General features: G+C 63.2%; 18 protein-coding genes. 11 read left to right on the top strand and 7 right to left on the bottom strand.

The window, feature by feature from the left end; translation table 11 throughout:
- Positions 1 to 112: 112 nt before the first annotated feature.
- Complete coding sequence (gene tcmP, locus AB0876_RS33035; RefSeq protein WP_217341102.1) at positions 113 to 1,102, top strand: three-Cys-motif partner protein TcmP; 990 nt, start codon at positions 113 to 115, stop codon at positions 1,100 to 1,102.
- Here tcmP and AB0876_RS33040 read toward each other — a convergent pair.
- The 4 genes from AB0876_RS33040 to AB0876_RS33055 form a co-directional block, all read right to left on the bottom strand.
- Positions 1,099 to 1,845 carry a DUF5131 family protein gene (locus AB0876_RS33040; protein WP_526044113.1) on the bottom strand — a complete coding sequence of 249 codons (747 nt, stop codon included), beginning with the start codon at positions 1,843 to 1,845 and terminating at the stop codon, positions 1,099 to 1,101. The genes tcmP and AB0876_RS33040 overlap by 4 nt on opposite strands.
- A 168-nt stretch (positions 1,846 to 2,013) precedes the next feature.
- Complete coding sequence (locus tag AB0876_RS33045; protein ID WP_526044114.1) at positions 2,014 to 3,093, bottom strand: hypothetical protein; 1,080 nt, start codon at positions 3,091 to 3,093, stop codon at positions 2,014 to 2,016.
- Between the two features lie 505 nt (positions 3,094 to 3,598).
- A complete protein-coding gene (locus AB0876_RS33050) occupies positions 3,599 to 4,480 on the bottom strand; it encodes a ParB-like helix-turn-helix domain-containing protein (RefSeq protein WP_526044115.1) in 882 nt (293 codons plus the stop codon).
- Positions 4,481 to 4,482: 2 nt separating this feature from the next.
- Complete coding sequence (locus tag AB0876_RS33055; protein WP_526044172.1) at positions 4,483 to 5,274, bottom strand: ParA family protein; 792 nt, start codon at positions 5,272 to 5,274, stop codon at positions 4,483 to 4,485.
- Between the two features lie 920 nt (positions 5,275 to 6,194).
- Between AB0876_RS33055 and AB0876_RS33060 the strand changes: the two genes are divergently transcribed.
- Positions 6,195 to 6,476, top strand: a complete 282-nt coding sequence (locus AB0876_RS33060; RefSeq protein WP_526044116.1) for a hypothetical protein — start codon at positions 6,195 to 6,197, stop codon at positions 6,474 to 6,476.
- A gap of 338 nt (positions 6,477 to 6,814) precedes the next feature.
- Here AB0876_RS33060 and AB0876_RS33065 read toward each other — a convergent pair whose 3' ends face one another.
- Together AB0876_RS33065 and AB0876_RS33070 are read right to left on the bottom strand one after the other, a co-directional pair.
- Positions 6,815 to 7,105, bottom strand: a complete 291-nt coding sequence (locus AB0876_RS33065; RefSeq protein ID WP_526044117.1) for a hypothetical protein — start codon at positions 7,103 to 7,105, stop codon at positions 6,815 to 6,817.
- 538 nt (positions 7,106 to 7,643) lie between these two features.
- Positions 7,644 to 7,952: a hypothetical protein gene (locus tag AB0876_RS33070; protein WP_526044118.1), complete on the bottom strand. Its 309-nt coding sequence runs from the start codon at positions 7,950 to 7,952 to the stop codon at positions 7,644 to 7,646.
- A gap of 254 nt (positions 7,953 to 8,206) precedes the next feature.
- On the opposite strand from AB0876_RS33070, the gene AB0876_RS33075 reads away from it, so the two are divergent.
- Positions 8,207 to 8,596, top strand: coding sequence for a MerR family transcriptional regulator (locus AB0876_RS33075; protein ID WP_526044119.1), 390 nt, complete (start codon positions 8,207 to 8,209; stop codon positions 8,594 to 8,596).
- A gap of 20 nt (positions 8,597 to 8,616) precedes the next feature.
- Here the strand turns inward: AB0876_RS33075 and AB0876_RS33080 are convergent, their stop codons facing one another.
- Positions 8,617 to 10,545, bottom strand: a complete 1,929-nt coding sequence (locus AB0876_RS33080) for a hypothetical protein (RefSeq protein ID WP_526044120.1) — start codon at positions 10,543 to 10,545, stop codon at positions 8,617 to 8,619.
- A 1,113-nt stretch (positions 10,546 to 11,658) separates the two neighbouring features.
- Between AB0876_RS33080 and AB0876_RS33085 the strand changes: the two genes are divergently transcribed.
- The 8 genes from AB0876_RS33085 to AB0876_RS33120 all read left to right on the top strand — a co-directional run bounded on the left by AB0876_RS33085 (position 11,659) and on the right by AB0876_RS33120 (position 19,525).
- Complete coding sequence (locus AB0876_RS33085) at positions 11,659 to 12,954, top strand: DUF4226 domain-containing protein (RefSeq protein ID WP_526044121.1); 1,296 nt, start codon at positions 11,659 to 11,661, stop codon at positions 12,952 to 12,954.
- A gap of 72 nt (positions 12,955 to 13,026) precedes the next feature.
- On the top strand, positions 13,027 to 13,332 hold the full coding sequence (locus AB0876_RS33090) for a type VII secretion target (RefSeq protein WP_526044122.1): 306 nt from the start codon (positions 13,027 to 13,029) through the stop codon (positions 13,330 to 13,332).
- A 10-nt stretch (positions 13,333 to 13,342) separates the two neighbouring features.
- Complete coding sequence (locus tag AB0876_RS33095; protein ID WP_448499569.1) at positions 13,343 to 13,609, top strand: DUF2694 domain-containing protein; 267 nt, start codon at positions 13,343 to 13,345, stop codon at positions 13,607 to 13,609.
- A gap of 89 nt (positions 13,610 to 13,698) precedes the next feature.
- Positions 13,699 to 15,396: a hypothetical protein gene (locus AB0876_RS33100; protein ID WP_526044123.1), complete on the top strand. Its 1,698-nt coding sequence runs from the start codon at positions 13,699 to 13,701 to the stop codon at positions 15,394 to 15,396.
- Positions 15,393 to 15,746 carry a YbaB/EbfC family nucleoid-associated protein gene (locus tag AB0876_RS33105; RefSeq protein WP_526044124.1) on the top strand — a complete coding sequence of 118 codons (354 nt, stop codon included), beginning with the start codon at positions 15,393 to 15,395 and terminating at the stop codon, positions 15,744 to 15,746. The genes AB0876_RS33100 and AB0876_RS33105 overlap by 4 nt, the downstream gene beginning before the upstream one ends.
- A 444-nt stretch (positions 15,747 to 16,190) precedes the next feature.
- Positions 16,191 to 16,526, top strand: coding sequence for a hypothetical protein (locus AB0876_RS33110; RefSeq protein WP_526044125.1), 336 nt, complete (start codon positions 16,191 to 16,193; stop codon positions 16,524 to 16,526).
- Positions 16,527 to 16,633: 107 nt separating this feature from the next.
- Positions 16,634 to 17,122: an Rv2240c family protein gene (locus AB0876_RS33115; protein ID WP_526044126.1), complete on the top strand. Its 489-nt coding sequence runs from the start codon at positions 16,634 to 16,636 to the stop codon at positions 17,120 to 17,122.
- A 1,335-nt stretch (positions 17,123 to 18,457) separates the two neighbouring features.
- Complete coding sequence (locus AB0876_RS33120; RefSeq protein ID WP_526044127.1) at positions 18,458 to 19,525, top strand: EspK C-terminal domain-containing protein; 1,068 nt, start codon at positions 18,458 to 18,460, stop codon at positions 19,523 to 19,525.
- Positions 19,526 to 19,592: the final 67 nt, after the last annotated feature.

Below are 19,592 nucleotides of genomic sequence, written 5' to 3' on the forward strand. Positions count from 1 at the left end.
CACCGCTAAGCCCCAAACCCAAATCGTTGAAACATGGGCGGGCATCCCGATCGTCTCCAACACTGCCGATTACGCTGCGCAAAGGCAGATGGCTACGGATGGGGGCGTGTACATGCCGCGTGAATGGTCCTACTGGACTCGCAACAAGTTGCAGATCCTGGCCGACTACCTGCCAGCCTTCAACGCGGCAAGCCAGAAGAAGGCTGCACAGCGCATCTATCTGGACTTGATGGCCGGCCAGCCCGACAACATCGAGCGACACACCGATGTTGAGTTCGATGGGTCACCGACTGTGGCATTGAAGGCAGACCCCGGTTTCACGGTCTTGCGATTCGGGGAGCTGGGTACACGGGCCGACAAGCTGTCCGCAGCACTGGCCGAGCGGTTTCCCGGCGACAAGAGGTACAAGGTGGTCAAGGGCGACTGCAACGAGACAATCGATGAGGTGCTGCGCGAGCTCCAGCCGCTGCGATGGGCCCCGACGTTCGCGTTCCTGGACCAACAGGCGGCCGAGATCCACTGGAACACCATCGAGAAGCTCGCACGGTTCCGCCAGAACAAGAATGGGTGGAAGACCGAACTGTGGATCCTGATGTCACCCACCATGATCGCCCGAGAGGCACGCCGCTCCGAGCAGTTCCGCCAACGGGTGTCGAGCCTGTATGGCGGAAACGAGTGGCTGCGCATTTTGCATGCTCTCGACACCCGCAAGATCAAGGCAGAGCAATACCGCCAGGAGATGGTGAATCTCATGCGTTTCCAGTTGGAGACGGCCCTGAGCTATCAATACACGCACCGAATCCCAATGACGATGTCTACCAACAAGATGACGATATTCGACATGGTGTTCGCCACCGATCACGACGCTGGCGACAAGATCATGCGGCACCTTTACAACAAGGCGGCGCAGCGAGAGCCCGAGATGATGAGGCAGGCCCAGATCGCCAAGGCTGATAAGGAAGCCAAGAAGGCCGGGCAGGACAGTTTGTTCGACGTGGGCGACATCGATGTGAAGCCGGACGACAAGCTCGGTGAGATGCTGTGGACGCCTCAGCCGTCTTGGGATCCGGCGTCGCGCATCTGGTGGAACGAAGACGCTTAACCGGTTGCGGCAATGGGCATTTCGTCCCAAAGTTGACCGTCGAGCTCGCGTCCGGCAGCCTTAGGCGTGCGGCCACCCCACTGCTTGAAGAAGAACGGCACACCCTCGTCACGGCAGGTATCGCGGATGCCGCGCGCCCAGGACAACTGCATCGGCCGATAGCGGGGTCCAGACTCGCCGCCGGCGATCACCCAGCCGATACCAGTGAGGTCTATACCGTCGAGCGGCCCGAGCAGCGGCTCGCAGGACAGAAAGCGCACCGCGGCCGGGACCTCGCGTAGGTGGTCGACGCGGGGCAGCGCGTCAGAGTTCTCGACCGAGACCCCCATCCACAAGTTTTGGGGCCAGTCCAGCTTCTCAGCGACTCTGCGAAGGCGCAGACTCCGCTTGGTCAGCACCTGATACGTGTGCTGCGGGGTTTCGCGGCAGACGTCGAACACATCGCGGATGAAGTCCAGCGGGACCCGCGCGTGGAACAGGTCGGACATCGAGTTCACGAATACCACCCTGGAAGTGCGCCAACGGCGCGGCTCGTCAAGGGACTGCGGGTGCACCGTGACATCAAAGCCGGGACCAGATGTGCGGGGGTCGCCGTCCATCTGGTACTTCTCGGACCCCATCGCTTTGAGCCGCTTGGCCAGCGTCATCGCGTAGCAGTGGTCGCAGCCCGACGAGACCCGATCACATCCCGTCACGGGGTTCCAGGTTGCCTCTGTCCACTCGATCGCCGATCGATCCGCCATTGCGAGCTCCCCTCACCTGCGGTTTCCTGCCGTCACTCTATGCTGTGGTACCGACGAGGCTGACGGTACCTTTGTGGCCGGTGTGTCTTGTGGGTCGCAATGCGGCGACATACCGCAGTCGACCAGAACCACGGCTGTTGCTGCTGCTGCTGCATGCGTACCGTCGCCTCAGTAGCCCTTCGGAGGGCGCGTCGGATCGGCCTGCTGGATCTTGGCGGCCAGGTCGTGGCCGTCGGCGGATACGTGGTAACGACCCATGGCGTAATTGACGAACGCCGCGCTTTGGGCGACGTTGTCATGACGATCACGTGCGGTCCCCGGCTCGTGATAGGCGTCGAAGGTCGTTCCCTTGAACTGCAGCGTCCCAACGGTGGGATCACCCGACTGAGCGTTGGAGTCCCAGTTGTTCACGGCGCGGTTGTTGAAGTCGGACTCTCGGTCAGCGACGACCATCATGCCGTTCTCCCAGAAGGCGCGCGCTCGTGGATCGGTGATTCCTTTGATGTCCAGCGCTCGACGAATGGCCGCACGAAACGCCTCAGCGCCAGGCCCGGAAGGCATTGGCGTGTGTAGCGATATCGGAGAGGTTTTCTGGCCCGATCTGTTGGGTCGGGTGAAGGCGGACAGGTTGGGGATCAGACCCGACCCGCCGAGGCTGGACAGGCCCCCTCCCCCACCACCACCGCCCATCATCGGCAACCCGGTCGGCATGCCCATCCCGGGCATGCCTCCACCACCCATCCCCCGCGCCGGCATCCCATAACCACCACTGGAATTCCGAATCGCATTCGCCAGCAACGCATTGCGCTGCTCGGAAACACGCAGCAAATCCTTCGCACGATCCAACTGCGATCGCAAATGCTCCACCATCTGCGTCTTACCAGCAGGCGTATCCGTACTAGGCGCGATCGCCGTCACCCCACGACGGGTGTCATCAACCACCCCATCCATACCGGAGCGGCCAGACTGCGAGTTACGCGCGGCACCATCAAACCCCGACGCCGTCCCCCGATCAGCACCAATCACATTGTCCAACGCCGCAACACGACCACCAGACTGCGCATGCTGCGTCGAAGAACTCGCACCACCCCAACCCTTAAGCACATCACCGGCCTGAGCCAAACCATCCCGGCCAACACCAAGCCCCGTTGTCGAGGACCAACCACCCGACACCGCCGCCGGCCCATACAACCCACGCGCATCACCGAGCACCTGCCCAGCCTCAGCAACCAGCGCATCCAGCGACATGCCCCGCAGTATCACCCACACCACCACCCCACCGCTAAGCCCCAAACCCAAATGGCTCTTGCGGGCTTCAGCTGCCTTGAGCGACGCAGACGGGCGCACCCACTCTCCCGTGCTGCTCTGACCTCCGTTATGCGTTCTGGCTGCGGTAGGAAGCCGTTGAGTACAGCCGCAGGGCGCATGATCGCCAGAATCTACAAGTTGGAGTCCTTGCGCTTCTCCGATCAGTGGAGGACCGAAGCTCGCTCTCCGCGCGTGAAGGCGGCTTGGGATGCTGAGTCGACCGCCGCATATCCGGCACAGTTGTTCGCTGGAGGCTGGACAATCGGTGAGTTCGCCACAGCAGGTGCCGCCGAAGACGCCCTGCTCAGAGGTCCCCGCTCAACGCTCGCTCCTTTGCGCGGAAACCCGTGGTGCACAACGTAATTCACTGGACGATGGATACACATGGTAACTAGCGCTCCCTGGGCGGTTGGGGCAGTTTACCGCGGTAAACTGCCCCAACCTCTCATTTCAGAACTTTCCGCAGATCGCTTGCTAGGGTTCTCGCGCCCGCTTCGCCGAGGTACTCACGCAACGCTAACGCGAGGCCTCGCGGCTCGGCGTCGAACTTGCGCAGGGCCTTGGTTACTGCCCGAACGGGCGGTCCCGCTTGTTCGGTGTCCCGCTCGGGCCCTGCGGATTCGTTGTCGCCACTCCCCTGTTCGTCATCGCGATTGTCTGTTGCAGATCGCCAACGCGCTACCTGTTTCTCCATGGGAATGCGGGCCAGTGTTCGTGCCTCACGCACCGCGAGGTCACCCCGTCGCACCTCTTCTTGCAGTTCCGGAGCGAGTTTCAGCAGGGCTCGCCGCTGCGACACCCACGCCTTGCTCTTCCTGAGGTGGTCGGCTGCAGCGTCGGCGCTGCCGAATTCGCTGACGAGCTGCTCGACGGCTTTGGCTTCCTCGATCACGTCAAAGCCGCTGCGGTCGACGTTCTCTGCGATCACGGCGGTAAGTAGCGTGCCGCGGTCTTTCGCGAGCTCGTCCTTGATGACGATATCGAGTTCGGGCCGGCCGAATTTCTGCGCAGCGGCCAGGCGCCGGTTGCCGATGATGACGACCCACCGAGCCGAGATTTTGGCGTCCGGATAGAGCTTCTCGTAGGCCGATCGGCTGACGGCGACTACGGGTTGGAGCTGGAACTCGACGATCGACGCGAGCTCATCGAGGTCGCCCACTGAATCACGTGGGTTGTTCGGGTTGCCTACAAGATCGCGGAGTGGAACCGATCGAGTCAGTCCTGACCGCGGCTGTACCGCGGCCTCGCCAGTAGTTCCGTCAACTGACGATTTTTCGCCGACCGCGTCGAGCAGGCTGTCGAAAGAGCGCACACCACCTTTAGCCATGATCAGACCCCCACGCCAGTCAGGTCAGACCCGATCGAAAGGCCAGTGAGTTCCGCCGCGAGCTTGTAGAAATCGTCGGCCGCTTTGAGTGCCGGCGCCTTCTTCTTCTCGTCGGTCTCGCGGCGCTGGGCCTCGCTGAGGCCGTTGGCGTACTCGGTCACCACCACACCTTCGTTGGACGCGTTCGTGTGGATCAGGTACCGGCGAATGACAGTTTCGGCTAACGGCCAACCACGCTTCTTAGCGAAGTCTTTCGTCGCGTCCCGCCACGCTTCGCCGTCACGGGCGTTCCAGTTGTTGATGACGACAGTGAAGGGGAGGCCCCGCGGTTCGAGCAGCTTGCGGATCGTGCGCGCGGTGGGATCGAAGCACAGCGGTTCGGTCATCATCGGGACGATGACTTCGTCGCTGACGTCGAGCACCGTGCGGAGCGCATCAGCCGAGTAGCCGATGCCGAGCCCGTCAGCTGCTCCGTCTGGATCCACGTCGAACCAGCCTGGGGTGTCGACGAACACGTAGTCGATTCCCGCGAGATTGTTGAGCTGGCGGATCCATTCCAGGGGATCGTCGTGGGCCTGAATGAGGTGGAAGTTCAGATCATCGACCCGGCTGGCCCACCACTGAGCCGAGCCTTGGGGGTCGATCGAGATGGCGGCCACTCGGGAGCGCTCATCAGGATCGGCGGAGCCGCGCGACAGGCTGATCAGCTGAGCCACGACGGCGGCGAGGTTGACGACGATCGTGCTCTTGCCAACCCCACCTTTCTGATTGACAACGGTGATGACGCGAGTCATGGGGGAGACCTCCGGATGCTTCATCCGCGAGCGCGGATTACTAGGTCGAGACAGACCACCAAAGAGTACGGTTCGTGCCCGAAATTGGCGTGTCGACACGCTGAACATCGCGTAGAAATTTGTGCAGTTTACCGCGGTAAACTGCACAACCGCCGGGTACGCAACATTGGCCTCGCCGAGGCGGTTCCTTGGGGCTAAAAGTCCCCGACCTGGGGTAATGCTGGCATGAAAGCGCAGTTTACCGCGGTAAACTGCGCTTCCCGGGCCCCCTTCGGCGCCTTGACTTGCTTAAGCCGCAACGGCCCGGGGTGGTCCCCGAAACGGGCGCCGCGTCCCATCGGTCGCGGGCAGTTTTAAGACCCTTCTGCGCCTACTTGACGCCATCCTTCAGAGCGCCGTGATGTGCCACCATCGAGCATTCTCAATACGCCAATGAGGTCGGTTGGGAGCCTGTTGACGCTCGATCAATCGTCCCAGAGTGAACACCCAGGAGGGGCTGAGCCTTGCCCCAGGAGGGCTCGGGCAGAGGGGTTGCCCGGCCGTCCGGAGGTCATTGGAGGCTCGTGTGTGCTCTCGGCTTCGGAGCTCGCGCGTCTATCCTTCAGTGTCGGCCGGGCCGCAATTGCCCGGCTGTCATCGCTTGCGTATCTCCCACACTTCGGACGGCTGGCCGTCGCCTCAGTCGTGGCAATTCTGCGATCCCTTTCGCGTGCATCGCAGAGTTACGAGCGGGGGAGTGATGGGGACGCTGGGGCGACCGCACGTCACGAGGCTTCATGTCGCGTGCCATTTGCACGCGCACCCGGGCGTACGCGGGGTGCTTGAGGTGTCAGAGGTTGCGTCGGCCGTATCCGTCGCAGCGTCTGTTTCATGAGGGTCGGTCGCGCGGGGATGTCAGTGCCTGGGTGCAGACTCGCGGCATGAGTAACTTCGTCGCCCAGGACACGTGGGAGTTGGATATGCGCGAAAGCGCGGGCGTCGTTCTGGCCGCGCGAATCGACCAGCTACGAGAGTCGCTGATTGTGGACTCCGGTCCCGCCGGGCATTGTGGGCCGACCGCGGTAAGGCTCTCTCCCGACGCTGATGTTCCGTACTGGCTGCGCACTGCGCTCGCGGATGCCGAACTGACGCAGGCCGAGGGCCCGTGGCCGGGGCTGGGCTCGATGCTGGTCGGGAGTCGACTGGCCCGGGCTTATCGCTGAACATCCCGACGGTGTCGGTGTGGACGAATACAGCCTGACGAGAAACACGGGGGTTGGTTGGTCGACGCTCGCAGCGTTTTGGCAGTGGCTTCTCGACCTGGATATCCGGGCTTCACTCGATGTGGAGCTGGGGGTCGACGTTGACGATGCGCCAGGACGAGTTGATCTGTTTCTGTACGCCCTGGTGGCGCATGTCGACAGTGCCCAGGTTTCGCAGGTCACCGATCGCGCACCCGGCCTGACCCTGACCTCAGCGCTTGCTCGTGTGGCGGCGCGACGCTCACGTGGCATCTCGCCTAGATGCGCCGCCAGATCCTGTGTCGTGGAATCCGGCCGGGCTAGTCGCGGTCGCCGCGGATCAGGTTGGCGCCGTAGTCGTCCAGCGCTGTCCTCACGTCGCCGTAGTTGCGCACCTGCGCGGTTACGGCCGTCGCGGCCCGTGAGATCCCGAGGATCTCCGCCTCCGACTGGTCCATCCATTCGGCCCCGGCCCGGGAACCGTCGTCCGCGAGGTCCTTTATCGCGTCGAGCACCTGTTCGCCGAGCGCCTCGATGGCACCTCCTGCGGCTTCGAGGTCGACCAGCAGACGCGGCCCTTCGACACGATCCCAACTGTTCACATCGCTCATAGCATTTAACGCTACGGGCCAAAACCCCGCTGTGCGGACGACTTTCAACGCCGGCCGGATCTGTGGGCGGCCAGCAACCGTGGGTGAGATTTCAGGCGCCGGTGGAGATACGAGGTCGCGTGTACGTAGTGAACGAAGATAGGGCGATCTATCTGATCCGTTCCGGTCGAAATGAAACCACCTTCGACGTCACAGTGACGAAATGTGAGCGCGTAATGGGGTGCCCGCCTCGACTGGGTCGCTGAGCGGACCGAGGGATCTGGTCGTCGCCGTCGTTGCGTGGGGGTAGGGCAGTTGCGATGGCGTAGGCGATCTGACGCACCGGTCCGACGTTACTTGTTGCAGGCACGGCGAGATCGGTGTGGGGAGAGCTGGTTGGGTGCGGCGCTGCTAGCATTGTCCGCGTCAGAGGTGGTCATCGGGGACGGTGATCCGCACAGGAGCCAGACCAGGCTCAGCGCACAGGGGCCGTTACCCCTGCTGAGTCAAGAGGTCTGGCTTTTGTGATTCTCGCGTGCTGACCTGATGGGGATCCGGCTCAGGACGCGGTTTGCAGTACCTGACGGCCGCCGGTGCGCAGAAGATCTGCGAGCTGGTCTTCGACGTTGACGTCGGGTTCGCTGAGGATCGCGAGCACATCGGCCGCGGCGATGTCATCGATGGCGATGGCTTTGAGGGTCTGGCCGAGTATTTGATCGGTCACGTTGCGGGTCTTGAGCAGCTCTGCGAGCAGCAGGCCGGAGACTCGGAGCAGTTCGGGGGTGGTCAGTCCGTAGCCCTGGGCTTGGCCGGCCAGGAACGCGCCTTCGGTCTTGTTGACACGCACGCCCACCACTTTGTCCCGCACGTTCGATCTCCTTGCGTTGGGTTCCGCGGTGTCACCGCGTGAGCCGATGTCGTTATTTTAGGGCACGCATGCCGTTATTTAAGGACATGCGGGTCAGTGTCGGCCGCCGATGTCGCTATTATGTCGTTAAATAAGGGCATGGTGTTCTTAGTTGCCGAGTCGGGGGAGGGGGCGAGTCCGTCACGACGTCAACCGATCCGCCGCAGTTGAAGTATCCGCCGTCTCATGTCGAGACGGTGCCGACTGGTGCGATCGTGACGGTGAAAGAAGCTGCTGAACGGCTCGGCAAGGATCGCCGTACGGTCGTCAAAGAGATCGAAAATGGCGTGCTGCGTGGCGGAGCGATGCCGCGGCCAGAGCGATTGCGCTGGTATGTCTACGAGGATGCGTTGCCGGCGCGGTCGGGCCCGGTTGCGACGCCCAGTGTCGTTGCGCCGGCGGAGAGTTCGGATCTGGCCAATGCTCGGGCGGAGATCATTGCCCTTCGGGAAGCGAACCGGCTGCTCATTGCAGCTCAGCAGGATCTTCTGGAAGCTGATTCGACCGCGGCCGAGCGGTATCGCAGTGTGGCACGGACCTATCTGGATGCGCTTTCACAGTTCATGACGCCGGGGCATCTCGGTGAACTGACCCGCGAGTTCTGAGCCACGCCCCTGGTTTGTGGTCAAGGGGACAGTATTCGGCCGCCGAGTACGTCGGTGATCAGATCGAGGGCTTCCAGCTCGATATCGACTTCGTCGGGGCCGGTGGTGATCATGGATTCTCGCCAGGCTGCGTATTCTTCGGCGTGGTCGTCGCCCACGCTAGCCGGCGCGAATCCTCCTCGGGGGGCGGCGGCCGGTTGTGGGTTGCGCTGTTGTTCGCGGTCGTCGAGCCATTTGCGCCAGGCAGCGCGTTCGGCTTTGTGCCGGTCAAGACGGTCTGCGCGCAGCTGGTCGAGGTGGTGTTGTCCAGCGATGTCGTCGAGGCTGACGTGGCCGGCCGCGACCGCTCCCCACCCTGCTTTGGTGAGTAGGCCGGCGATTTCCAGCGCGGTAACCATGGTGTCACCGGTGGCGCGCGGTACCCCTGCGGCCGCGTACAGGTCGGCCTTCTGGGTCAGTCCGTGATAGGCCACGAGCTCGTACACGCGGCGCAGGTGGTGCCCGATCACGCTCCACGCTTCATGAACTGCTTCCACGCGTACCCGCTGCGCTCGCGCTGGATCCGTATTCACACGATTTTGGCTGGTCAGAGCGTAAACATCGGCCTCGGTGCCCACCGCCTGGCGCACCAGAACAATCGGGGACCCTGGCCGTTCCCGTAGGTCGGCCAGCACTCGCCACACACTGTCCTCGCTCAGAAGCCCTGAGCCGATCGAAAGTGTTCTACCCCCCACACCTACCAGCCAGGTCCCAGATCGTTGCTCACCGGCCACCAGGGCGTAGAAAGCCAGTGCTTGTAGTACTGCCCGTACCGTCCACCGCAGCCTCTTTCCGGCGAACTCTGCATCAGCCCATGCCGTTGCGTTGGCGAGCCACTCTCGAAGATTCTTCGGTCCACGCCATCCCTGTGCCTTACCCCCCGGTGTGTATTTCTTGTCTCTGTGCCGCGCGGGAGAGGAATTTAGGACGTTGGTGATGTACCAGTGCTGGGCTTTGGTGAAGTCCTTGCCGAGGGCGAGGTCACCGCGGTGCTGATAGCGCGCGTAGGCGTGGCCGAGTCCGTCGTGCCAGCAGCCGCCGGGGGCGATGCGCTCGCGCAGATCGGCGATGCTGTAGCCGCGAGCGAAGGCGTTGACGATTACCGACATGCGGGCCTGGTGTTTCGTCTCCCAGGTGAGGCGCTTGGGGTTCAAGACCCCGTGGGCGGCGAAGTCGACGACGTCGGCCGGCAGTTCGCCGCTTCGGCGGTAGTCGGGGGCCAACCGGGTGTCGTCCCCGCTGCCTTCGAGAAAGTCGCCGATGGGGGTCGGCGCGGCGGTCGTGGCCTCCGGCGCGGGTTGGGGGGCATTGAGTGCGCCGAGCAGCATCTGCAGTCGGGGCAGCAGGTCGGGGGCTGATCGGGTGGCGAAGGCCTCCACGGCGTCCTCGAGGCTGCCGTCGAGCTGGCGGTAGCCGCCGTTCTTGTCGGGTGATCCGGGCACGCTGATGCAGCCCTTGGCAGCGCCGGCCATGGGCGTGATGTCCAGTGTCGGCAGGCGGGTGGAGAGCAGGCGCACCAACGCCTTCATTTCGTCACATGACGCTGATGTGCCGATGGCGAGGGGGGCGATGAGGTGGCGGCCGCCGTTGGTCGACGAGTCGGTGATGAAGGCGCCACCGCATGAGCTGATCCATGCCGCGGCGGTATCGAGGTCGGCACGGACTTGCTCGGCGCCATAGTGCTTGACATCGAAGTCGAGAACCAGGACCTGAGTGCGTCCTTTGGTGTACAGATACACCGCGGCTGATCGCCATGGCAGCGATTCGGTGAGCCGTCCTGTGTCCGAGAACTTCTCGGTCTCGGCGTTGTACAGCCGCATCTGGGTGCGCCCGGGCGCAGCGATCAACCGCGCCAATTTCTTCCAGATCAGGCCGGGTGAGACCGGTGGCGCGGCAGGCGGAGCGGTCATCGGCGAACTGCCGAAAGGCGTTGTCCTGCCTGGGATTCAGTCCGATGTGTGAAGGGTTGATGAGGATACATCACTCGGGTATTGCGGCTCACGAGGGCGTCCTTTATCCTGGAGCCAGCCATAATGGTTGGCTCCATTTGTTTGGAGTCGGCTCCGACGCCGAGGGTGTTGAGATTCTTTTGTTGGAGACCTGAGCCGAAGTTGGCGCTTCGGTTCAACTTTCAGATTTCCCCGCTACGGCGGGGATTTCTGCGTTTCAGGCTCCGTTCGCCTGCCTTGAGGCGGCATGATGATCGGTAGGCGGCGTTCAACCCCTCTCGTGTGATACAACGGGTGGGACAATTGTTAACTGTCCGTGGTTGTTGAGCATGCCCTAGCCCGCGGCCGTCGCGGCGATGACACGCCGAGGTCACAGATCAATGCCTGAGTCCCGTCAACTTCCATGCGCTTTGCCTCCATGGCTCACAGCAGGTTGGTCGTTGCAGTGCGGCATGGCGAAGATGGCTTATGTGTTCCTTTCCCAGCTGGTGGTGACCAGTGTTAGGCGGGGTTTGCCGTGGTGGCGTGCATGCGATGCGGCGTGTCCCCAAAGTCAACAATTGTCAACATCGGTGGTTGATCTGCGCTGTGCTCCAAGATGTTTCGCCAAACAGCCGGTCATGCCGAGCGAGGGTAGCCGCAGTACGCCCATAAAAGCTCTAGGCCAGGCCAATATTGGGCAAATGTGGCTGGGGCATTAGAAATCGCCGGTCGTGACGGTTTACCGTCCGCGGTATGACGGCTTGGGCTGAAACGATGACGGGAAACCTGCTGAACTTTTCGCAGGTTCTAGGTGGTGGTGGCTCGGCGCCGATGTCACCGCCACGGATCCCCGCTCCGCCCTTGTCCCCAGATACCACGGTGACCCTTCCGGCGATTTCGGATCGCAGCGACATCACCGACAAGCAGCGAGCGGTGCTGGCATACCAGGGTATTGATCCTGAAACCGCTCCCTTATCTGACATCAATCATGGCCTAGGTCTACCAAAGCAAGTTCCAGCTCCCGCCAGCCCAGCTCCCGCTCCAGCTCCGACGACACCGGCCAGCAATAGCGGCACCCCTGCGGTGACACCAGTGGGCGACGGTAAGCAGGACGGCGATGGGCAGCTCAGCGGGGCGGCAGCAGATGTTGCCAAACGTCTCGACGAAACACTCGGCAAGAATCGGTCGGCGATCAACAATGCCGACGAACAGCTCGCTGATGCCATCCTCAAAGCGCAAAGCTCAAGTGAGGCAGGCAAAGAGAAGCTCAAGCAGTTGCAGGATTCGATCATCGACCAGGTGCAGAAGCTCAGCCCCACCTTGGATACCCAGGCCGGACAACAGCAGCTCGCTGAATTTCTGCGGGGCAAGGCTTCTGAGATTCTGAACGTCGCCAACACCGCCGAGCTCGACGCGAAGTCTCATGCGGCATTGCTCGACGGGGTCGCCGCCCAGTTGGACGCGATCGGCGACAGCGACCGTGGTAAAGCTGGCAACCAGGGCGAACCTGGCAGCGCCGAGCAGCAGAACCAATCTGGTGGCGATCAGCCCGCGGCGCCTGCTACCGCGCCGGCACCCGCGGATGCCCCATTGCCGGGCGATCCGCTGCTCGATGGGCTCGCCTCAGACCCGCTCATGCAGGGTCTGGGCTCGCTGCTGGGACCGGCAGCGGGGGCGCTGGGCGGGCTGCCTCAGATGATGGGCGGCATGATGCCGGGCATGGGTGGCGGTGGCGGTTTGCCGTTGGGCGACATCGGTTCTGCGATCGGCTCTGCGATCCGTGGCGGGACTGGGGAAGGGCCGGCTGATCCAGTGACTGATCCGCCGCTGAACGACAAGGCCGACGACAAACCTGAGACCGATGACAAGGACCAGTCAAAGCCTGGCGACGACAAACCCGAAGATAAGGCCGCTCAGACGACCCCCGCGGCCGGCCCTGCCGATGCGACGACTCCCAATGCCCCGCAGGCACAGTCCGGCCAGGTCGAACAGGCCGCGGCCAATGACCTCAAGGTCAAGCTGCCTCAGTCTGGTGACGAGGTAACCGTGGCCAATGCTGCCCTTAAGAAGGCTGGCGACGAGGTTTTGGCAGGCAAGTCGATCGATGACTCATATCGCAATGCCGGTCTGGCCATGTCCCCGCCTGGCGCCCCGATCACCAAGAACATGGTGTCGCGTTCGGAGGGCCTGGAATTCGGAGATGTCGGCCAGTTCACCGATCACCGCGTAATGGCCCTGGGCAACGACAAGGTGTGGGACAACGGCCGCGAGATCCCACTCAAGGATCTGCAAGTCGGCACAACGTTCCTGGGATGGGAACGCCCGCACACGACCCAGCCGGTGATCGCCGCGACGGCGACCACTCCGACACCGCCGAACAGGACTTAGCCCCAGTGTCCGCCAACCCGCCGCGTGGATTCCTGAAACCCACCCTATCTGAGCAGGAGTAACCTCATGTCCGTGAACGAATTGCGTTTCACCTCGGATGATCTGCGGCTGGCCGCCACAAAGTATGAGGCCACCGCCGATCGCTACGCCACGGCTCGTAATGAGAACGCACGGGCGGCGCAGGACACCGAGAGCTGGGGTCCGCTGGCCTACGAATCGCGTCGAGCAGCGATCGATGCGATCAACGCGCGCGAACGCGCGTTGACCGCCGAGGAGGACAAGAATCGGGCGATGGCACGGCAGCTGCGAATGACGGCCGACCAGTTCGACGCCATGACCGAGCACAACGCCGCCAACCTCACCATCAACCGGGACTGAGGACGCGACGGTGTTTGAAGCTGCCAGTCGCGATGAGTCGATCATCGTGAGGGTCGGGCGCAACGGTGATACGGCGGGTGTGCAGCTCGAACCGCCGGCGATGAGGTTGGCGGATGACGTGCTGGCCAGCCGGATCGTTCGGCTCAGCACACTGGCTTATCTGCGCTCGCAGCTTGCGTTGCGTGAGGAAATGTTCCGTAATCGGGTTGAGGGCATCTCGACGCGGCTGCCCACGGCGCCTCAGGTTGAGGCGTATGCGGCCACGATCGACTTCTAGCACGGGGCAAGGGGGAGAGGTAAGTGGTGGCCTACTACGCGAACGACGCGGGCCTGGCGACAGTAGCTGGTCAATTGCATAACGCCTCGGTGGGTTTGATGCAGCTGGCCGCCACACCGCCGGCACATCCGGCTCTGGCCGCCGACGAGACGTCGACGACCGCGGCAGCACGGTTGTCGGAGCACGGTGCGGTGTTGGCTTCGCGCGCAGCCGACGCTGCCCAGGTTCTGTTGGCCGCTTCCCGAGCTGTCTCCGAAATCAGTCGCGTGTCGGTGGAGATGGATGAGCAGAACGCCAAGGCGCTCGCCGCGGTTCGCCGCGGGCCTACCGACGGGGTCGCCCCGGCGTTCGTCCCGGCTGCCACCAGCGATGTGGTCGCGCCGGATATGCCGATCGCGCCCGCGGCGCCTCGTTACGGGAAGATCTCGGCTCAGATCATGGAAAACGGCCAATCCAACTCGGGCAGCACGTTTAGCAGTGCGTGCGCCCGGTACGGAGCGATGTTCAATGGGTCGGCGGTGGCGTCGCGGTTGGCCGCTCAAACAATCGAGAGTGAGGCACTGCGAGGCAACACCGCCTCAGTCCTTGCCTCGGCGCTGCGGCGATACGCCACCTGGGCCGATTCCATGCAGCAGCACTCCTCGACTCTGGCATCGGCGGCCACCGGCCACCGCGATCGTTTCGGCACTGCCCAAAATGACACACCACGCTCGGCGGCATTCACCAGCAAGGAACGCGAACTCAGCCAGGCTCAAACGCTCAATGCCCGCTTCGGAGGCGCCTACTCCTCAGTGGTGACGAAACTGCAAAGCGACCTCGTGGCACTGAACACCCGCGCGGGGGTAGCCTCCCAGACCTATCACCTGGGGGAGCTCCCCGCCGCGCCGCCACCGCCGCCACCAGTGGTCCCGGTCGTGTCACCCACCGCGCCAGAACCAGGCCGAGCCCCGCAGGAAGGACAATCTTCCTCGCGCCCCGAAGCTGCTACCGATCACAGCCCAGGAAACCACGATGTCGGCGACGATCTTGGCGCCGCCGGGTCCGGCACCGACGAGCCGCTGGATCTTCTTGGTGACCCGGCGTTGGCCGGTGAACAACCAGGTGATCCGATGGCCCAAGCTGGGCCGTTGGTGGCGATGTTGCCGGGCGTGCTTGCCGGGGTGGTCGGCGGTGCGCTGGGGGCATTGACCAGCTTGCCGTCGGCCGCCGCGCAGCAGGCGCAGTCAGCGATCTCGCAAGCCGGGCAAGCTGTCGAGGGACTGGCCAAAGGTCTGTCCGAACCTGAAATGCCCGATCTGGGCGTCTCCGATCTGGGCAGTTCGTCAGCAGGGTTCGGCGATATTGGTGGCGGCGGTGGTGGCTCAGGTTCGACCGAGCCTGCCGGTGTCTCAACGGATCTGCCACCGGCATCCGGCGGCATGCTGGCTCAGGCCGGGCCAGCCAGCGCGCCTGCGGCCTTGCCGACTGGTTCCGCTGCGACTGCGGCGAGCACCCAGCATGGCGGGATGATGGGCGGGATGCCGATGATGCCGCCGATGGCCGGGGGGATGGGGCGCGGAGGCGGCGGGGGAAGTAAACCGGTCGCTGAGCCTGACAAAAAGATCATTGTTCCGGTGGAGCCGAACTCCGAGTTCGTCAAAGGAGAAGTGCCGCGCAGAGTGGCCGCCGAGGCTGCCGACGTCACCAACGACCATCGGGCCGCGAACCGAAGCACCGACGAAGCCGACGTGGTCGTGACGTCTTCGCGGCGTCGCCGCGTTGAAATGCCGAAGGATGACGACCAGTGACCGTGTACGAATACCCGGACTACGCGGCGCACGCTGAGATGGTCGCGGGAATGAAAAGCCGCATCGAACGGATGACTAAAGTCTTGACCAAGCTCCAGCAGGAATGGGACGACTGCGCAGTAGACGCCGCCAGCGGCAACCGCGACGTCTCGCTGACAGTGGATTCCAAAGGCCGGTTGATGTCGCTGTCGCTGGCCGAAGGCTGCACCGCTCGCTACGACCACGTCGGCCTCGAAGAATTGATCAACGCAACCCTCAAGAGCGCTGTGAAAGCAGCCAGAATGGAAGCAGCCGACATCGAGAAAGACATCAGCGCCGACGTAGTCGCCGCGGAGCGCAACAACGGATAATCAACAGGCATGGGGGAAATAGCAATGCCAGAACGAATGACTGTCCATCCCGAGATTGCCAAGGCTGCAATCACAACTGAGACCGAGCCTGTCGAGACCTCCGGAGGCTCGGCGGCGACTACGGAAGGGCTTGCCGCCGATGCCCAGCCGCACCCATTCTCCGCGGCAGTTGCTGCAGGCGAGTCATCGGTACGGGGGCCGCTCTTGGCTGCCAGCCGCTTCTTGGCCGCCAGAAGTGCAGAAATGGCCTGAAGTTTGCCCAGGCTCCGGTCTGAGCGCCGAAGGTTATGAGCGACCTCTGAACACTGCGACGCTGTACGCGTTTGCCGGTGAAAGGCTGGTACGTCAAATAGTACGAAACAGCGCTAATCAGCCCGTACCGCTAGAAAAGCGTCTGATGCTGGCGGTACCGTTGATGCATCAAGGAGTGTAGGGGGAGTAACAATGCCGGCTGTTGTACGTACGACCATTCATCCGGACGCGCATGCCGTCGTTACCCGGGCTGCTGCTCAAGCCGACATTGATCTGGTCAAGACCACCGCCAACGCCCCAGCTGCCGAGCTGGAATCAACCTGTTCAGCAGCCACAATGAACCCATTCGACGCGGCACTGGCGACAGCGAGCGCATCCTACAAAGCAGAGTATTCGAGCGCAGCAGCTCAGGTCGCAACGACAGGTGTTGCAATGGGTTTCGCAGCGGTAGCAGGGTTGATCGCACTTGACGAGACCGACGTCGCCAACTCCTTGAACGTAAGTGCCGTCACCGCGGAGGTCCTGTAACCATGGCGATTCAGCACGCACCGCAGCCGGCGTACTCGCCGACCACGCCGGCGGCACCCGAATCAACACCCCAGTCTGCGCAGCCGCCGCGCCGCAGAGGTCTTCTCGTGCTGGCTATTGTTGCGCTGACAGCGGCTATTGCCGCCGGAGTGATGGCCGGTGTCGCATTGATCCGCCTTCCAGCAACTGCAAATATGGTGCCGCAGGCTCAACCGGAACCTAGCCCGACAGCGCCGAGTGCAGGCGACGTCGACACAGCAAAAAAGACTGCTTGCGACGCTTGGAGCGTGGCCTCCGCAGCAATTAATGCGGCCCGCCAGTCTTTCATCAACTCGCCCCCGAGCTGGGATGACCCAGCGACTGTAGCTGCGCTGAGCCAAGCCCAGGCCGGTGTACTTATTCAGGTCGAATATCTAAAGCAACGCTTATCGCCACTAACACCCAACGCTGTGGCGGCACCGATCCATGACTACATTGCTGCAGCTGTCGATACAGTCGCAGCCGACGGGCAGCATCAGCCGGCTGCAGTGTCCAATGCAGCGGCCGATCGAAGTACAGCGGCAGCGAGCCGGATTCGTACCGCCTGCGAGCTCTGAGCAATGCCTGCGGTCTCACCATCGGACGGCCAACGTCCTACGAGTCGCATTCTGCCCTCATGGATGTGGCCCTCCGGGCAGGACATCGGTGCCTTAGACGCCAAGTACTACACCGCCCAAAGTGCGGAAAAGCGTGAGGGCGCTCGATTCAACCGCTCGACAGCAAACGAATTGACGCACACCACTGAGGGAGCGTTGAGCGACGCAGCGATCAATTCGCACATGGAACACGCGGTGAGGCACGATCTGCTGGTCGATATCGCTGAGGCTGGCTTGCGCGCCGCACGAAGAGTCTCCCGGCTTCGACACGAACTCGTGACCAGCCTCGACAATATCGAGGCAGGCGGACAGCAGGCACTCTCGTCAAGTCCGCCTGCAATGCACCCAGCCATAAGGGCCGCGGCCGTGACTGACGCTGAGGCTACGGTCTCTGCGTTCAGCGCGGCGGCGACGGCGACCTACACCTACGCGACCGGGGAAGCAGCACCGGCCCTTACTGCGCTCAATGTGCGGAAGCCGATTCCAAACGACAAAGACACAACACACGCGCTTGATAACAAGGGGCTCGACAGTCGATCCGACAAAGCATTGGACCAAGGCGGATTGGGAAGTCGGCCCGAAAAACTCCCGGGCGGGCAGGGCGACCAGGCTTCAGGTCCTGGAGGTTTAGCGCAGCGGCAGGACAAGATTCCCGGTGGTAGTCCGACGTCAGGCAAGTCGCAGGGCGGTTTGGGTGGACTGGAGCAGCGAGGAGATCTAGCCGGCGGCGTGCGTTCTGGATCTCTACCTTCCCCGTCGACCCAACCCTCTCCTTTAAGTACCACAGGGCTGAGCGGTAGCGGACTTCCAGGCGGAGGCGGCGGTTTGTCATCTGGCGGCCTTGGTTCTGGTGGGTTGGGGTCGGGATCTAGTCCGTTGTCGGCGTTGACTTCTGGTATGGGTCGGATGCCGCAGGCTTCGGGTTTGACGCCGCCAGGTAGCAGTTCGGCGTTGCCGACGTCGGGGTTGGGGTCGGGTGTGGATCCGGCGTCTTTTAGTCGTGCGGTTTCGGCTGGCAGTGCTGCGGCTGGTATTACTTCTTCCCCGGTCGCTCCAGCTCCGCCGTTGGCTGGCCCGTCAACGGCGGCGGTGACTCCGGGTGCCGGTTCTTCACCGGTGTCTGGTCCGTCTGCTGTTCCTGCTGGTTTGGCGGGTTCGGGGCAGCATGTGCCTACTTCGGGACCTGCGATGCCTGCCCCTGGGATGGGGGCTCCTGGTGCTGGTGGGATGTTGTTGCCGTCGCCAGGGTTGGGTGCTCCTGCGGCCGCTGGTGGTGCAGCGACGGTGCCCGCGTCGATGCCTGCCGCTGCGGCGCCGTCGTCGGCCGGGTCCGGTAGTGGGGGATCTGCGGTGGCTTCTGGTCCGACGTTGGTGCCGGCGGGTGTGGCGACTCCGGTGGCGGTTTCTCGTGGCGCGGGTAAGCCGTTGTCGGCGGATGTGCTTTCTGCGGCGGCGTTGACGTGGGAGTTGGCGCGGGCGGGTGATTTGCGGCTGTACCCGATGGATTGGGCTGTCGGTGTGTTCCGTTCGCCCACGGGTACTGAGACTGTCGTGATGAGCGGTGATGGCTGGGGTTATGTGCCGGTCGGGGTGTTTTTGCCGCGGTCTGCTCGGTTGTTGGTGTCTGATCCGTTGGCTGACGATGCTTTTCGGAACGTGTGGTTCGGGTGGGCTGATCCTGCTCGGATCATGGTGGAGTATGCGAAGCTTCGTGTTGAGGGCGATTGGAAGCTGGTGGCGGCCGCGACGACGGGTTCTGCCGATTCGCTTCGTGAGGCCGGTGTGGACCATACGGTGGTGAATCGTCGTGAGGAGGGTCGGCCGAAAGGGTTGCCGGCGGATTGGCAGCCGCCGGTTCTCGACAGACAGCATCAACATCGGTTGGAGCTGGGCTATCCGGATTTGTTCGGGCGGCTGGAAAAGCTCAGTGGTGTCGGGAGACGCTATCAGGAGCGGGTGATTTATCCGGTGAGTGCTGCTCTGATGGACTGTTTGGTTGGCGTTGACGAGATCCCGCAGGTTCTGCGGTCGGGGTGGCATACGGTCAGCTGTGCGGGTGATCCGAGCGCGGCTGAGTGGGCGGAGTTCGATTCGGCGTGTGCGGAGATCTTCTTGTCCGTGGGCGCCAAGCGTCCAGGCGGGATTACCGACACTCCAGGGCACCCGCAGGAGGTGCCGGTGTCGATCCACCAGTACTACCGGGGGCAGTGGGTCTTGGCCCGGGCTATGGAGCATTTCGGTGGGTGGGCCGGGACTGCGATGCCGTTGTCGGACATGGTGTATGCGGCGATGGCTGCGGCGCGGTTCGATGTTCGGGCGGTGCTGGCTGAGCCGTTGCGCTCGGTGGAGGAAGACTGCGCGTAATTGGTTGGCGTTAAATTTGTACGCGGCCGTAGCGCGTGAAGTCTAGCTGGCGGTACTGTCCGGTTTG

This window comes from Mycobacterium sp. NPDC049093 (assembly GCF_040704635.1).
In the GTDB taxonomy this organism is placed as follows: domain Bacteria; phylum Actinomycetota; class Actinomycetes; order Mycobacteriales; family Mycobacteriaceae; genus Mycobacterium.

Bases quoted from the DNA above. Each gene is read 5' to 3' on its own strand.
- tcmP (WP_217341102.1), top strand. From the start codon at position 113: ATGCCGCGTGAATGGTCCTACTGGACTCGCAACAAGTTGCAGATCCTG.
- AB0876_RS33040 (WP_526044113.1), bottom strand. From the start codon at position 1,845: ATGGCGGATCGATCGGCGATCGAGTGGACAGAGGCAACCTGGAACCCC.
- AB0876_RS33045 (WP_526044114.1), bottom strand. From the start codon at position 3,093: ATGTCGCTGGATGCGCTGGTTGCTGAGGCTGGGCAGGTGCTCGGTGAT.
- AB0876_RS33050 (WP_526044115.1), bottom strand. From the start codon at position 4,480: ATGGCTAAAGGTGGTGTGCGCTCTTTCGACAGCCTGCTCGACGCGGTC.
- AB0876_RS33055 (WP_526044172.1), bottom strand. From the start codon at position 5,274: ATGACTCGCGTCATCACCGTTGTCAATCAGAAAGGTGGGGTTGGCAAG.
- AB0876_RS33060 (WP_526044116.1), top strand. From the start codon at position 6,195: ATGAGTAACTTCGTCGCCCAGGACACGTGGGAGTTGGATATGCGCGAA.
- AB0876_RS33065 (WP_526044117.1), bottom strand. From the start codon at position 7,105: ATGAGCGATGTGAACAGTTGGGATCGTGTCGAAGGGCCGCGTCTGCTG.
- AB0876_RS33080 (WP_526044120.1), bottom strand. From the start codon at position 10,545: ATGACCGCTCCGCCTGCCGCGCCACCGGTCTCACCCGGCCTGATCTGG.
- AB0876_RS33110 (WP_526044125.1), top strand. From the start codon at position 16,191: ATGCCGGCTGTTGTACGTACGACCATTCATCCGGACGCGCATGCCGTC.
- AB0876_RS33120 (WP_526044127.1), top strand. From the start codon at position 18,458: ATGCCTGCCGCTGCGGCGCCGTCGTCGGCCGGGTCCGGTAGTGGGGGA.